The sequence below is a fragment of the Flintibacter sp. SJQ-8 genome (assembly GCF_054108085.1).
In genome coordinates, this window is record NZ_JBPJWR010000016.1 from 454,697 (window position 1) to 468,292 (window position 13,596).

Here is a 13,596-nt window from a genome sequence, read left to right on the forward strand (position 1 = left end):
GTCTGTGTGTCAGTTCTGGGTGGCCTGGGTGGCGCTGCTCACGCCAAAGTCGAAGAACTGCCCTCTCCCCTGCTCCAGGGCCCGCTGATAGACCACGCTGGCGCAGCCGATGTCCATGGCTCCCGTACCGATGGGGATGCACACCAGGCGCTCGCCGGGCTTACGCTCCAGCTGGACTTTTCCGGCGGCCAGCTGGCCGATGGTGCAGGTGATGCTGCTCTCGTTCAGCTTGCCCTGGCTCACCAGCTTGGACAGGGCGCCCCGGTGCATGGTCTGCTCCACGTGGTCCACCACGATCTTGTCCGCGTGGAGCAGCACCGCGTCCTCGCACTCCTGATAGGAGCCCATGGGGAAGACGATGGTGTCAGGGGCCAGCCACTCCTCCTTCAGGAATTCGTCCTTAGACTGGGTGACGCAGATCACCGCGTCCCCCTGGGCGGCCTGGATGGGGTCGTCGCACAGGATGATCTTGCCGGGGACCACGTCCTGCATGTCCGCCTGGAAGCGCTCCAGGGCGGGGCGGGACACGTCATAGATGCGCAGCTCCTCAATGTCGAACAGGGTGGCGATGGCCCGGGTCTGCATGTGGCCCTGCATCCCCGCCCCATAGATGCCCAGGCGGATGGGGCGGCGCTGGCTGCTGCCGTGGTTGAAGAGATATTTCAGGGCCACGGCGGTCTGGGCGCCGGTGCGCATGTTGGTGATCAAGGCGCCGTCCAGCACGGAGATAAAGTTGTTGATGTGGGGATTCACCAGCATGATGAGGGAGGAGCAATAGGGGATATTCCGCTTCTTCCGCTCCCCCAGATTGCCTCCGGCCCACTTCAGCCCGGCCACATCGGCAAAGCCCACATAGGCGGGCATGGCGTTCATAAAGCCGTTATACGGCGGATAGGCAGCCGACTCGCCCAAGTCCAGGTTCACCTTAGAGGGGTTGACGACGGTGCCGTCCCCCATGCCCTGGAAGGTCTTTTCCACGGCGGCCACCACGTCCTCCATGGGCAGCAGCGCCCGCACGTCCTGTTCGCTCAATAATAAGGTCTGTCCCATTGTACTCCGTCCTCTCTCACGCGGTCAAGTGTGCCCGGGCCTCAGGCCTGGGGCAGCAGGTCCTGGTCCCAGCCGGCGGGGGTGTAGAAGCCCTTGCACTGGTCGTTGTACACAGCCAGGGTCTCGTCAGACTGATAGGCGTCCACCACCTTGCGGAACACCTCCACCTTGGCGGGGTCGCTCAGGTCAGCAGTGCGGGCGGCGATCAGGTTCCAATAGTCCTCGATGTCCAGGCGGTCATCGGCGAAGATGGCGTCGCTGGCGGCCAGGCCGAAGTCCAGGGCGTAGTTGTTGTTCACAATGGCGGCGGTGACGTCGGGCAGGGTGGAGACGATGACGTTAGCCTTCAGCTCCTTGATGGTCACGCCCACGTTATAGGTCTGGATGTCGTCCACGGTGGGGTTAAAACCGGCGTTGGGGTCCAGGGTGATGATCCCGGCGGACTCCAGCACCTTCAGGGCGCGGCCGCCGTTGGTCAGGTCGTTGGGGATGGCGATGACGTCGCCGTCCTTCAGCTCGTCCACAGAGGAGATCTTGTCGGAGAACAGGCTCAGGGGGGCGATGAAGGTGTTGCCGATGTTCTGGATCTCATAGCCATAGCTGTCGATCTCACCCTGGAGATAGATGCGGTGCTGGAAGGCGTTCAGGTCGATCTCCCCGTCGTTCAGGGCCCGGTTGGGGGTGACATAGTCAGAGAAGTTCACCAGCTCCAGGTCGATGCCCTCCTCGGCCAGGGTGGCCTTGGCGGGGGCCCACAGGTCCTCGTTGATGCCGCCCACGATACCCAGCTTCACGGTGACAGGCTCGGCGGTGGAAGCATCGGCGGAAGAGCCGGAGGCGGCGCTCTGGCTGCCGGAGGTGTTGGCGTTATTGCCGCCGCAGGCGGTGAGGGTCAGGGCAGCCAGGGCGGCGGCCAGGGCAAGGGCGATGGTCTTTCTCAGTTTCATGTTTGATTCCTCCAATGATCTTTGTTTTTCTCTTTATGCTTACAGGATACTTACAGGGTCAGGGCCAGGCGATAGTTCTCGTCCATGGTCTTGCAGGAGGCGGCGAATTCTTTCTGCTCCTCCTCCGTCAGGTTCAGCTGGATGATATCGGCCACGCCCTCCCGGTTCAGCCGGGCGGGGACGCTGGCGTACACGTCGTGCTGGCCATACTGGCCGTCCAGCAGGACGGAGATGGGCAGGATGCGGTCCTCGTCGTGGAAGACGGCCCGGACCACCTCGGCAATGGACACGCCGATGCCGAACTCGGTGCAGTTCTTGCCCTCCATGATGCGCCAGCCCCCGGCCTTGCCCGCCGCGGCGATGGCCTTCAGGTCCAGGGCGCCATAGGTGTCGGGCCGCTCCTGGCGCAGCTGGGCCAGGGGCTTGCCGCCGATGGTCACGGCGGACCAGGGGACCATCTGGCTCTCCCCGTGCTCCCCCAGGGCATAGGCCACAATGGACTTCTGGTCCACGCCGGTGGCCTGGGACAGGGCCCGGCGCAGGCGGGCGGAGTCCAGGGTGGTGCTGGTGGAGAAGATGCGCCCGCTGGGCCAGTTCAGCTTGGTCTGGATGTAGTGGGTCACCACGTCGGCGGGGTTAGAGATGTTCACGATGATGCCCGAGAAGCCAGAGGCTTTGATGTTCTCCGTCACGTGCTTCATGATGGCGATGGTCTGGCGCAGGGTGTCCATGCGGGTCTGGCCGGTGGCCAGGTCGGGCAGGGGGCCGGCGGCCACGATCATCAGGGGGGCGTCGGCGGCGTCGGCATAGGTGCCCACGCGGACCTTGGCCCGGCTGGGCAGATAGGCGGTGGAGTCGGTCAGGTCCAGGGCCTGGGCCTGGGCCTTCTTCTCGTCCACGTCGATGTAGACGATCTCGTCCACCAGACCCTGGGCGATGAGGGTGAATCCGGCGTGGGAGCCCACATGGCCGGCCCCAATGATGACTACTTTCCGATTTTGCAGCTGCATAATCTCTCTTCCTTTCTCAACTTGTCAGTGGGTGTTCTTCTTGGCCACCCGGCTGCCGATCAGCTCGATCAGGCACACCAGCAGCACCAGCACCAGCACCGTGACGTTTGTGATATCCTTCATGTTCCGGTCATGGCCCAGGGTGACGGCAAAGTCGCCCAGGCCGCCCGCGCCCACCGTTCCGGCCATGGCCGTCAGGTTCAGCAGACTGATGGCCGTGATGGTGGTGCCCCGGGCGATGGCGGGGATGCCCTCCCGCAGATAGACCCGGAAGATGATCTCCAGGGGGCTGGAGCCCATGGACAGGGACGCCTCGATCAGGCCCTTGTCCACCTGGGCCAGGGCGCTCTCCACCTGGCGGGCGAAGAAGGGGACAGAACCGAATACCAGGGGGACGATAGCGCCCTTCACGTTGATGGTGGTGCCCATAATGGCCCGGGTGACGGGCATGACCCAGGTGAGCAGGATGATGAAGGGGATGGAGCGGAACAGGCTGATGAGCTTGTCCAGCACCTGATAGACCAGGCTGTTTTCCAAAATGGCCCCCCGCTTGGTCACGGTGATGAGTACACCCAGGGTCAGACCCAGGATAAAGCAGATGATGCCCGACCAGGCCACCATGACCAGGGTCTCTTTCAGGGCCTGACCAAAATCGGGCAGGCGCTGGGCCACGTTGGGCAGATAATTATTCAGCAGCTCTTGCATCCCGGATCACCTCCACGCCTACATTTTTTTCGATGAGATATTCGATCGCCTGTGTGATCTGCTCCCGCTTGCCGCCCATGATGGCCACGGTGCCGCCGATGGGGGCGTCCTGGACGATCTCGATGTCGGCGAAGATGATGTTCACCGACACATGGAATCGCTCGGTGATGGAGGAGATCAGCGGCTCTGACACGTTCCGCTGGACATAGGACAGCCGGACGATCAGCTCCCCGGGATTCAGGCGGGTCACGGGGGAGTCGGCGGCGATGAGCTCCTCGATCTTTTGCAGGTTAGACGTGGTCTTGATAAAGCTCTGGGTGATGGGCTGCTTGGGAGCAGCGAAGATGGAGAAAACCTCCCCCTCCTCGGCCACCTTTCCGTGCTCCATCACGGCCACCCGGTTACAGATCTCCTTTACCACCGCCATCTCGTGGGTGATGACCACCACCGTCAGGCCCAGCTGCTGGTTAAGCTGCTTGAGCAGGCGGAGGATGGAGTTGGTGGTCTGGGGGTCCAGGGCGGAGGTGGCCTCGTCGCACAGCAGCACCTTGGGGTCGTTGGCCAGGGCCCGGGCGATGGCCACCCGCTGCTTCTGGCCGCCGGAGAGCTGGCTGGGATAGGCGTTCTCCTTATCCGCGATGTCCACCAGGGCCAGCAGCCTGCGGACCTTTTCGGCCACCTGCTGCTTGGAAAGGCCGCTGCCCCGCAGGGGATAGGCCACGTTTCCGAACACGGTGCGGGAGGGCATCAGGTTGAAGTGCTGAAAGATCATGCCGATCTTCTTTCTGGCCTGACGCAGCTGGGCGGGGGTCAGACTGGTCATCTCCTTGCCGTCCACCACCACGCTGCCCTGGGTGGGCCGCTCCAACAGGTTGATGCACCGCACCAGGGTGGACTTGCCCGCCCCGGAAAAGCCGATGATGCCGAATATCTCCCCCTCCCGGATCTCCAGGGAGACGTCCTGCACCGCGTACACCGGATGCTCCGGCGTGCCGAAGGTCTTTGACACATGGGAAAACGAGATCACGTTTACTCCTCCTCCATACGAAACAAAAAGCAGGGAGCCAAGCGGCTCCCTGCTTTGAAATGCTCCTTGATGCTCCCCCGGAAATGCCCGGGGAAACGGACCAATTCTATTTCGCAATGCTGCGGCAGGCAACCATTTGGACGCACAAAGTCATGGGCATCGGCATAGCCATGTCCATCATCATACCAGTGAACATTCGACAAGTCTTGCCAGTCATGGTGCGTCCTCCTTTTCCCTACCAAGTTTATTGGTATGATACCACCCCAGCCGGGGTTTGTCAATGCGCTTTTGTCAGAAAAAGCGTTTTTGTGAAAGTGCTAAAATCAAAAAGACGTTTTCCCATGTTCTCCGGCAGGTTTCACAGTTGCCCCGTGGGGCCGCCCTCTTTCAGGCGGCCCCACGGGTCTTGTTTTGCTTTAGTCGGCGAACAGAGGGGTGGACAGATAGCGGTCGCCGGTATCGGGCAGCAGGGCCACAATGGTCTTGCCCTTGTTCTCCGGGCGCTTGGCCAGCTGGATGGCCGCCCACAGGGCCGCGCCGGAGGAGATGCCAACCAGAACGCCCTCCTTCTTGCCCACCAGCTTGCCGGTGGCAAAGGCATCATCGTTCTCCACGGGGATGATCTCGTCATAGATCTTGGTGTCCAGCACGTCGGGGACAAAGCCGGCACCGATACCCTGGATCTTGTGGGCTCCGGCCACGCCCTTGCTCAGCACGGGAGAGGCAGCGGGCTCCACGGCCACCACCTTCACGTTGGGATTCTGGCTCTTCAGATACTCGCCCACGCCGGTCACGGTGCCGCCGGTGCCCACGCCAGCCACGAAGATATCCACCTTGCCGTCGGTATCCTCCCAGATCTCGGGGCCGGTGCTGGCCACATGGGCGGCGGGGTTGGCGGGGTTGACAAACTGGCCGGGAACAAAGCTGTTGGGAATCTCCCGGGCCAGCTCCTCGGCCTTGGCGATGGCACCCTTCATGCCCTTGGCGCCCTCGGTGAGGACCAGCTCGGCACCGTAGGCCTTCATCAGCTGGCGGCGCTCCACGCTCATGGTCTCGGGCATGACGATGATAATGCGATAGCCCCGGGCGGCGGCCACGCTGGCCAGGCCGATGCCGGTGTTGCCGGAGGTGGGCTCGATGATGACGGAACCGGGCTTCAGGGCCCCGCGCTGCTCCGCGTCGTCGATCATGGCCTTGGCCACCCGGTCCTTCACAGAGCCAGCGGGATTCAGATATTCCAGTTTGCCCAGCACCCGGGCCTGAAGGCCCTCGGCCTGCTCCAGGTGGGTCAGCTCCAGCAGGGGGGTCTTGCCGATCAACTGGTCAACAGAAGTATAGATCTTGCTCATGATAATTTCCTCCTAAATATTCGTCAGGCGGTTTCGCCATTTGTTCTGATAGGATATGTAAATACGTTCAGCTGATTGAAACGTGTCGATTTAGGTCCGACATCGGATGATGTGATTGCTCTTCATTTTTATTACCAACCTTTCGCATAGGTTTATATGGATTATAGGACCGTAGTCTCATTTTGTCAAGGGGTATCTTTCAATTTTTCAAAAAATTTGTTTTCCCTACCTCCCCGGTATTTTTTCTTTTTCCGGTTGATTTCCCATTAACCATGCTGTATAATAGGTAAATAAACTGGAGGAATGGTACATGCTGATTTCAACCAAAGGGCGCTATGCCCTTCGGGTCATGATCGACCTGGCAGAGCACCAGAACGCCGGCTACATTCCCTTAAAGGAAGTGGCCCAGCGGCAGGGGATCTCGGAAAAATATCTGGAGAGCATCATCAAGCTGTTGGTAAAGGCCAACCTGCTCAACGGCGTGCGGGGCAAGGGGGGCGGCTATCGCCTGACCCGCACCCCGGACAACTATACCGTGGGCAGCGTCCTGCGGCTGACAGAGGACTCACTGGCTCCTGTTTCCTGCCTGGAACCCGGAGCCCCGGTGTGCAGCCAGTCGTCCGAGTGCCGTACCCTGTCCATGTGGCGGGGGCTGGACAAGATCATCAACGACTATCTGGACAACATCACCATCGCCGATCTGATCCAAACCGACTCCCCGGGAGATTTTTACGTCATCTGACGACCCGAACCAAAAACAAGGTCCGCAAGCAGAACATACGCTTGCGGACCTTGTTTTTTAGTGCTTCAACTGAACTTTTTTGCCCCTGGACTGGACATAGAGGGTCTTGCTCTTGAAGTAGTTCACCGGGTCCACCCGGCTGCCGTTGACACGGACCTCGAAATGGAGGTGGTTGCCCGTGGACGAGCCGGTGGTGCCCACCCGGCCCACCACCTGGCCCTGCTTCACCGTCTGGCCCTGGGACACGCTGCGGGAGCTCATGTGGGCGTACAGGGTGCTGGTGCCGTCGCTGTGGCCCACCACCACATAGTTGCCATAGGAGCGGTTGCGGGTGGAGGTGATGACCACGCCGCTCTTAGAGGCCAGAATGGCCGTGCCCGCCGGGGCGGGAATGTCGATGCCCGTGTGGTTGTTGGCCTTGCCGGTGATGGGGTGGATGCGGCTGCCGAACAGAGACGTGAGCGTGTTATAGCCGTTCAAGGGCCACAGGAAGCCGGACTCGCTGGGCACGTTGGCGATCTGGGAGGCCAGTTCCTTCTCCTTCTTGCGTATCTCCGCATCCATGGCGGAGGCTGCGGCCTCCAGCGCTTTGATGGCGGCCTGGGCCTCCTGTTCCTGACCCTGGATGTCGGCGATGACCTTGTTGATCTCCGCCTCCTGGTCCTTCAGCTCCTGCCGGGCGGCCTCCTGCTCCTTCTTGGCCGACTCCAACTCGGCCCGGCTGGCCTCTAAGCTGGACTTCTCCTCCTCGATCTGGGCCTGAAGGGCCAGCAGGCTCTCCATGATGCTGTTGTCATAGTCGATGATCTCTTCCACCATCATAAAGTTGTCCAGCAGGTCGGTAAAGTCGCTGGAGCCGAAGAGGATGGACCAATAGGAGGTCTCGCCCTCCTCCTCCATCACCCGCACCCGCTGGCAAAACAGGTCATACTGCTCCTTCTCTTTGGCCTCGGTCTCGGCCAACTCGCTGGCCTTTTGGCCGATCAGGCCCTCATAGGCGCTGATCTGCTGCTGCAGGTTGCTGATTTCCTCCTGGATGACGTCCACCTGCTGCTCCAGGTTGTCCTTCTTGTCCAGAGCGTCGCTTTTGTTGGCCTGGATGGTTTTCAGCTGACTTTGCAGGTCTTTTTTCTGCTGGCTCAGCCCCCTAGATTTCTCTCTCAGGGCGTTGACCTCCGCCTGGGTCACGGCTCCGGCCTCCATCACCATGGCCGGACCGGACATGGGCAGCAGACAGGCCAGCACCAGCAGCAGACACAGGCCCTTTCTGCACCGGGCCAGCTGCTTTTTCAATGCGTCTTTCATCTCTGCCCGCCTTTACCCCAGGAAAATATCCGCCGCGATGGGCAGCAGCAATGAGAGGATCATCACCACGGCCAGCACCGCCATGATGAACCGCTGTCTTTTCTCTCGCTTCATGCTTCCATTTCCTTTCTCTTCGTCAAACCTGAAGGAACTTGCGGATGGCCAGCAGAGAGCCGCCCACGCCGATGAGGGCACCGGTGCCGCAGAACACCCCCAGGATGTTCCTGGCCATGGAGCCATAGCTGAGCATGGTGAACAGGGACAGGCCGTTGCCCTGGATGACCACCTTGCCCACCATCTGATACAGGCCCCATTGGGCAAAGAAGGCGATCAGCGCTCCCGCCAGCCCCAGGATCATACCCTCCACCACGAAGGGCCACTGAATAAATGCGTCGGTGGCGCCGCACATCTTCATGATGGCGATCTCCTCCCGGCGGTAGAACGTTGCCAGCTTGATGGTGTTGGCGATGATGAACAAAGACACCACCGCCAGGATACCGATGAGCACCAGGGCTACGCCGGTGGCGATGTTCCGCACCAGCACAAAGCCCTGGGCAATGGCAATGGCCGCATTTACTTTCGCCACGCCGGGCACCTGCCCCACCAGCTTGGTGGTCTCCTCCATCTGCTCAATGTTTTCCACGTGGATGCGATAGCGGTCCCGCAGCACGGTGGCGGGCATGGAGTCCAACAGGTCGTTGTGCTCCCGGCCCTCCAAAAACTCGTTCAGCGCCTCCTCCTTGGAGACGAAGGTCACCTGTGACACGTTGGGCACCGCCTCGATCTGGCTTTGCAGGGCCCGGGCCTCCTCCTCGGAGTAGCTGTCGTCGATGTAGGCCAAAAATTCGTTCTCTTTCTCCAGGTCCCCCAGCATGTGGTTCAGATTCACCGCCAGCAGGGAGAAGGAGCCCATGATCAGCAGACAGGCCACGATCATACACACGGCGGCAAAGGACATAAAGCCGTGGGTGAAGATGGAGTGGAACCCCTCGCTGAAATAATATCCCGCATTAAACTTTCTCGCCATTGTAGTACCCACCTGTCTCGTCGCTGATGATCCGTCCTGCCTCGATGGCCACCACACGCTTAGTAAAGCGGTTGACCAGTGCCTTTTCGTGGGTCACCACCAGGACGGTGGTGCCCAGTTCGTTGATGCGCTCCAGCAGCATCATAATTTCCAGGGAGCGCTGGGGGTCCAGGTTGCCCGTGGGCTCGTCGGCGATGATCATGCTGGGGTTGTTCACCAGCGCCCGAGCGATGGCCACGCGCTGCTGCTCGCCGCCGGAGATCTGGCCGGGATAGCGGTCCGCCTTCTGCTCCAGGCCCACCAATTGCAGCACATAGGGGATGCGCCGGCGCAGCTCCCGGGGGGAGGCGCCGATGGCCCGCATAGCAAAGGCCAGGTTTTCGTACACCGTTTTCTTTTCGATGAGCCGGAAATCCTGGAAGATGATGCCCAAGGTCCGGCGCATATAGGGGATCTGCCGGGGCGCGATGTTGCTCAGGTTATAGCCGTTGACCATCAGCCGCCCCTGGGTGGCCGCAATCTCGCCGGTGATCAGCTTGATGACGGTGGACTTGCCGGAGCCGGAGGGCCCCACCAGAAAGACGAACTCCCCGTCGTCGATCCGCAGGTTCACGCCCTTCAGCGCCTTTGTGCCGTTGTCATATTCTTTATATACATCAATGAGACGTATCATTCTCGTCCTCCGGGCTGGTGGCTCCAGCCGCATTTCCCAAAGTTTTTCCCGATCCCGCTCCACCCCGCCCGCTCCGGCGGGGCCACGGGACAATTCGTTTTCAGTGTATCACAGTTCCTGCATTATGTAAATGACAAAATCAGCGGAAAAGGCCCTCTATTCTCCCTTCTTTCCGGCCTGTCTGCCGCTATATCGTGTTACCGTTTTGTTTCTTTTGTAACTATATTGTAACTTATTTGCCGCCCGATTGCAAGGGGGAATTTTCCTGGTCGAAAGAAGAGACGAATGGGCGGGACAAAAGTTCCGGCTAGACGCAAAAAACAGGCTGCTGCAATCACGCAACAACCTGTTTAGAAAACTTAGATTCAGGACTCGATGCCCCGGGAGATGAGGTACTTTTTGACCATCAGGGCCACCTTGAAGGTGATGGCGTCGTCGAACTCCCGCAGGTCCAGACCGGTGAGCTTTTTGATCTTCTCCAGCCGGTAGACCAGAGTGTTCCGGTGGACGAACAGCTTTCTGGCCGTCTCGGACACGTTCAGGTTGTTCTCAAAGAACTTGTTGATGGTCAGCAGGGTCTCCTGGTCCAGGGCGTCGATGGGGTTCTTCTTAAAGACCTCCTGAAGGAACATCTGGCACAGGATGGTGGGCAGCTGATAGATCAAGCGGCCGATGCCCAGGTTCTCATAGTTGATGACGGTCTTCTCCGTCTCGAACACCTTGCCTACGTCGATGGCCACCCCGGCCTCTTTATAGGCCCGGGCCAGGTCCCGGATGTGGCTGACCACGGTGCTGATGCCGATGACCACCTTCACGCCCAGCTCCTTGGTCACGGCGGCGGAGATCTGCTTGGCGATCTTTTGCAGCTCCTTCACGTCCGCCCCCTCGGGCAGCTGTTTGATGAGGGCCACGTCGCTCTCGTTGATGGAGATGACGAAGTCGGTCTGCTTGTCGGGGAACAGATTCTGAATGACGTCGATGGTGCTCACGTCGGTGGGGCCCAGCTGGCGCACCAAAAAGGCGGCCCGGGGACACTCCGACACAAAGTGCAGCTCCTTGGCCTGGGTGTAGATGTCACCCAGAAGGATATTGTCAGAGATGATATTCTTTACGAAGGTGGCCTTGTCGTGCTTCTCCTCGTAATAGGTCTTGGCCTCGTTAAAGGCCACCACCGCCATGGCGCACAGGGATTCGGCGACCTCGTCCTCTCCCTTGACAAAGGCGGCATAGTCAAACTGGGCGCCCCATCCGGCCAGGGGCCGCAGGGTCTTGCCTTCAAAATAAGCCGTGCCGTTGTCGGCAGCATTCACCGCTTCCACCGCACCAGGCCAGTTCTCTCCAATACAAGTCAACTCGCTGCACGCCACAACGATGCCGTCGGCGTCGATCACGCCCACGGTACGACTGACGTTGTCCTTCATCTGGAGAACAACCCCCTGGAACATCCTGCTTGACACATCCATCCCTCCTAATATTTCTCTCACTGTCTCACTGTTTTTTTATTATAGCGAATTCCCCTCCCGTTTGGCAAGGGGTTTTTGCTAAATTTCCACGATTTTTTTGTGGAAAACGCCCAAAGGAATCAAAGTTCTCCCCGCAATGCGGCGATCTCGTTCTCTGTGAGCGTCCGCCACTGGCCGGGTTTTAGTTCCTCTTCCAGTTTCAGGGGGCCCATGGACAGGCGGTGCAGGGCGGTCACCGGCTTTCCACGGGCGGCCAGCATCCGCTTCACCTGGTGATACTTCCCCTCCCGCAGGGTGACCAGACAGGAGGAACCGTCCCCCAGGGGCTGTAATCCGGCGGGCAGGCAGTGCAGCCCGTCCCCCAGCACCATGCCCGCCGCCAGGGCGGCCACGTCGCTCTGGTCCACCCTGCCCTCCACCTGGGCCAGATAGACCTTGTCCACGTGCTTTTTGGGGGAGAGCAATTCGTGGCCCAGGGGGCCGTCGTCGGTGAGCAGCAGCAGGCCGGTGGTGTCCTTGTCCAGCCGCCCCACGGGGAACAGGCCCCGCCGCCGCAGATGCTCCGGCAGCAGGTCCAGCACCGTCTTCTGCTTGGGGTCCCGGGTGGCGGACAGCAGCCCGGCGGGCTTGTGCATCAGCACATAGACGAAGGGGGCGCAGTCCACCCTCTGGCCGTCCACCTGGATGTGGGCGGCGGCGGGATCGAACTTGTCCTCCGGCTTGGCCACCGTCATGCCGTCGGCCCGCACCCGGCCATGGCGGACCATGTCTTTTATCTCCTTCCGGGACCACCGCCCGGTGGAGGAGAGTATCTTATCCAGGCGCTCCAGAGCCATGGCGTTCTCCCTTCTCTCGTCTGCTTCTCTCGTCTGTCTGTTCTCCGGCATAAGCCCGCCCCCGGGGGCATACCCTATAGAGACATAGGGACAACGCCCGATCAGGAAGGAGCGATCTGCCGTGTTCATTTTTACCGCAAAGGTCCCCCGGCGCAAGCTGGCCCTGGGGGTGACGCTGGCGGCCCTGGCCTGCTGCTGTCTGTTCGCCCTGGACCTGGGGCCCTCCCCCGCCCAGGCCGCGGCGGCCTCCGCCCCCGGGGTGAAGGGGGTGCGCACCAACCAGGACCGGGTGGACTTTCTCCGCTCCTTCGGCTGGGAGGTGGCAGAGGAACCCCTGGCCACCCAGGAGATGGTCATCCCCCAGGAATTTGACGACAGCTATGCCCAGTATATCGACTTGCAGCGCCAGCAGGGCTTTGACCTGGAGCGCTACGCGGGCAAGCGGGCCAAGCGCTATACCTATGAGATCCTCAACTACCCCTCCGGGGAGACGGGGGTGCAGGCCAATCTGCTGCTGTACAAGACCACCGTCATTGGCGGCGAGGTCCTCTCCCCCCGCTTAGACGGCTTTCTCCACGGCCTGGCCATGCCGGAGATCGGGGACGCCGGGGGATAACTCACTTCCGGTCCAGGATGTGGACGTTCAGGTGGTCATAGGTCATCTCCACCCCGTGGCGGTCAAAGGCCTCCCGGACCCCCTCCTGGATGGCGTAGTACACTGTCCAATAGTCGGCGGCGGTGGTCCAGGCCCGCACCACATACTGGATGCTGCTGGCCTGATAGTCGGACAGGTGGATCTCTGGCGCGGGTTCGGCGATGATCTGGGGAATATCCTCCAGCACCTCGCCGATGGCCTGCTTTACCGTGGCGGTGGGTGCGTCGTAAGAGGCGGTGAAGTTCAGGTCCACCCGGCGGCGGCCCAGGATCGTATAGTTGATGATCTTGGTCCCGGACAACTGGCTGTTGGGCACAAAAATCTCTTTTCCGTCGATGGTGAGGATGGCGGTGTAGGACAGGTCGATGGCGTGGACGGTACCGGAGATGCCGTCGGCCTCCACATAGTCCCCCACCTGGAAGGGGGTGGTCACCAGCAGCATGATCCCCCCGGCCACATTGGACAGGGTGTTCTGCAATGCCAGGGACACGGCCAACCCGGCCACGCTGAGCATGGCCACCAGAGAGGTGGTGTGAATGCCCACGTCCTCGGCCACCATCAGCACCAGGATAAAGGCCATGGATATCTTAGCAACGCTGTGGATATAGCGGCTCAGGGATTTCAGGGACTTGGACCGGGCCAGCACCCGATCCAGCAGCTTTAAAACCACCCGGATGACCACCACGCCCACCAGGATCAGCAGCAGGACATGCACTACCTTGTCCATTGTCAGCGCCCCCAGGTTCAGCTTGAGTCCCAGGCCGCTTAATACCGCATCTAGCTTCATCTCTTCCCTCCGTTCTCCCA

The 13,596-nt window shown here is 60.8% G+C and carries 14 protein-coding genes; 2 read left to right on the forward strand and 12 right to left on the reverse strand.

Annotated features, from left to right (window positions below):
* Positions 1-9: 9 nt before the first annotated feature.
* The 6 genes from ACSAMP_RS13710 to cysK all read right to left on the reverse strand — a co-directional run bounded on the left by ACSAMP_RS13710 (position 10) and on the right by cysK (position 6,088).
* A complete protein-coding gene (locus ACSAMP_RS13710; RefSeq protein ID WP_457800822.1) occupies positions 10-1,050 on the reverse strand; it encodes an ornithine cyclodeaminase family protein in 1,041 nt (346 codons plus the stop codon).
* A gap of 41 nt (positions 1,051-1,091) precedes the next feature.
* Entirely contained in the window at positions 1,092-1,997 is a 906-nt protein-coding gene (locus ACSAMP_RS13715) for a MetQ/NlpA family ABC transporter substrate-binding protein (protein WP_457800823.1), read from the reverse strand.
* A gap of 50 nt (positions 1,998-2,047) precedes the next feature.
* The gene (locus ACSAMP_RS13720) at positions 2,048-3,007 is read right to left on the reverse strand and encodes an L-lactate dehydrogenase (RefSeq protein WP_457800824.1); all 960 of its coding nucleotides are present in this window, start codon (positions 3,005-3,007) and stop codon (positions 2,048-2,050) included.
* Between the two features lie 24 nt (positions 3,008-3,031).
* Complete coding sequence (locus ACSAMP_RS13725; protein ID WP_441795448.1) at positions 3,032-3,712, reverse strand: methionine ABC transporter permease; 681 nt, start codon at positions 3,710-3,712, stop codon at positions 3,032-3,034.
* Complete coding sequence (locus tag ACSAMP_RS13730) at positions 3,693-4,739, reverse strand: methionine ABC transporter ATP-binding protein (protein WP_457800825.1); 1,047 nt, start codon at positions 4,737-4,739, stop codon at positions 3,693-3,695. Before ACSAMP_RS13730 ends, ACSAMP_RS13725 begins: the two co-directional genes overlap by 20 nt.
* A gap of 416 nt (positions 4,740-5,155) precedes the next feature.
* The gene (gene cysK, locus ACSAMP_RS13735) at positions 5,156-6,088 is read right to left on the reverse strand and encodes a cysteine synthase A (RefSeq protein WP_457800826.1); all 933 of its coding nucleotides are present in this window, start codon (positions 6,086-6,088) and stop codon (positions 5,156-5,158) included.
* Positions 6,089-6,398: 310 nt separating this feature from the next.
* Here cysK and ACSAMP_RS13740 point away from each other — a divergent pair, with 310 nt between their 5' ends.
* Positions 6,399-6,830, forward strand: a complete 432-nt coding sequence (locus tag ACSAMP_RS13740; protein WP_457800827.1) for an RrF2 family transcriptional regulator — start codon at positions 6,399-6,401, stop codon at positions 6,828-6,830.
* A 57-nt stretch (positions 6,831-6,887) separates the two neighbouring features.
* Here the strand turns inward: ACSAMP_RS13740 and ACSAMP_RS13745 are convergent, their stop codons facing one another.
* From ACSAMP_RS13745 to ACSAMP_RS13765, 5 genes are all read right to left on the reverse strand, one after another.
* Positions 6,888-8,135, reverse strand: coding sequence for a murein hydrolase activator EnvC family protein (locus ACSAMP_RS13745; protein ID WP_457800828.1), 1,248 nt, complete (start codon positions 8,133-8,135; stop codon positions 6,888-6,890).
* Positions 8,136-8,271: 136 nt separating this feature from the next.
* Positions 8,272-9,162 (reverse strand): permease-like cell division protein FtsX, encoded by an 891-nt coding sequence (gene ftsX / locus ACSAMP_RS13750; RefSeq protein WP_457800829.1) that lies wholly within the window; start codon positions 9,160-9,162, stop codon positions 8,272-8,274.
* Complete coding sequence (ftsE, locus tag ACSAMP_RS13755; RefSeq protein ID WP_441795442.1) at positions 9,146-9,835, reverse strand: cell division ATP-binding protein FtsE; 690 nt, start codon at positions 9,833-9,835, stop codon at positions 9,146-9,148. The genes ftsX and ftsE overlap by 17 nt, the downstream gene beginning before the upstream one ends.
* 365 nt (positions 9,836-10,200) lie before the next feature.
* Entirely contained in the window at positions 10,201-11,292 is a 1,092-nt protein-coding gene (locus ACSAMP_RS13760; RefSeq protein WP_457800830.1) for a PucR family transcriptional regulator, read from the reverse strand.
* A gap of 125 nt (positions 11,293-11,417) precedes the next feature.
* A complete protein-coding gene (locus ACSAMP_RS13765; RefSeq protein ID WP_457800831.1) occupies positions 11,418-12,185 on the reverse strand; it encodes a pseudouridine synthase in 768 nt (255 codons plus the stop codon).
* 70 nt (positions 12,186-12,255) lie between these two features.
* Between ACSAMP_RS13765 and ACSAMP_RS13770 the strand changes: the two genes are divergently transcribed.
* Positions 12,256-12,750, forward strand: coding sequence for a DUF4830 domain-containing protein (locus tag ACSAMP_RS13770; protein ID WP_457800832.1), 495 nt, complete (start codon positions 12,256-12,258; stop codon positions 12,748-12,750).
* 1 nt (position 12,751) lies between these two features.
* Here ACSAMP_RS13770 and ACSAMP_RS13775 read toward each other — a convergent pair whose 3' ends face one another.
* On the reverse strand, positions 12,752-13,576 hold the full coding sequence (locus ACSAMP_RS13775; protein WP_457800833.1) for a mechanosensitive ion channel family protein: 825 nt from the start codon (positions 13,574-13,576) through the stop codon (positions 12,752-12,754).
* Positions 13,577-13,596 lie beyond the last annotated feature (20 nt).

Bases quoted from the DNA above. Each gene is read 5' to 3' on its own strand.
- ACSAMP_RS13710 (WP_457800822.1), bottom strand. From the start codon at position 1,050: ATGGGACAGACCTTATTATTGAGCGAACAGGACGTGCGGGCGCTGCTG.
- ACSAMP_RS13715 (WP_457800823.1), bottom strand. From the start codon at position 1,997: ATGAAACTGAGAAAGACCATCGCCCTTGCCCTGGCCGCCGCCCTGGCT.
- ACSAMP_RS13720 (WP_457800824.1), bottom strand. From the start codon at position 3,007: ATGCAGCTGCAAAATCGGAAAGTAGTCATCATTGGGGCCGGCCATGTG.
- ACSAMP_RS13725 (WP_441795448.1), bottom strand. From the start codon at position 3,712: ATGCAAGAGCTGCTGAATAATTATCTGCCCAACGTGGCCCAGCGCCTG.
- cysK (WP_457800826.1), bottom strand. From the start codon at position 6,088: ATGAGCAAGATCTATACTTCTGTTGACCAGTTGATCGGCAAGACCCCC.
- ACSAMP_RS13740 (WP_457800827.1), top strand. From the start codon at position 6,399: ATGCTGATTTCAACCAAAGGGCGCTATGCCCTTCGGGTCATGATCGAC.
- ACSAMP_RS13745 (WP_457800828.1), bottom strand. From the start codon at position 8,135: ATGAAAGACGCATTGAAAAAGCAGCTGGCCCGGTGCAGAAAGGGCCTG.
- ftsX (WP_457800829.1), bottom strand. From the start codon at position 9,162: ATGGCGAGAAAGTTTAATGCGGGATATTATTTCAGCGAGGGGTTCCAC.
- ftsE (WP_441795442.1), bottom strand. From the start codon at position 9,835: ATGATACGTCTCATTGATGTATATAAAGAATATGACAACGGCACAAAG.
- ACSAMP_RS13765 (WP_457800831.1), bottom strand. From the start codon at position 12,185: ATGCCGGAGAACAGACAGACGAGAGAAGCAGACGAGAGAAGGGAGAAC.
- ACSAMP_RS13775 (WP_457800833.1), bottom strand. From the start codon at position 13,576: ATGAAGCTAGATGCGGTATTAAGCGGCCTGGGACTCAAGCTGAACCTG.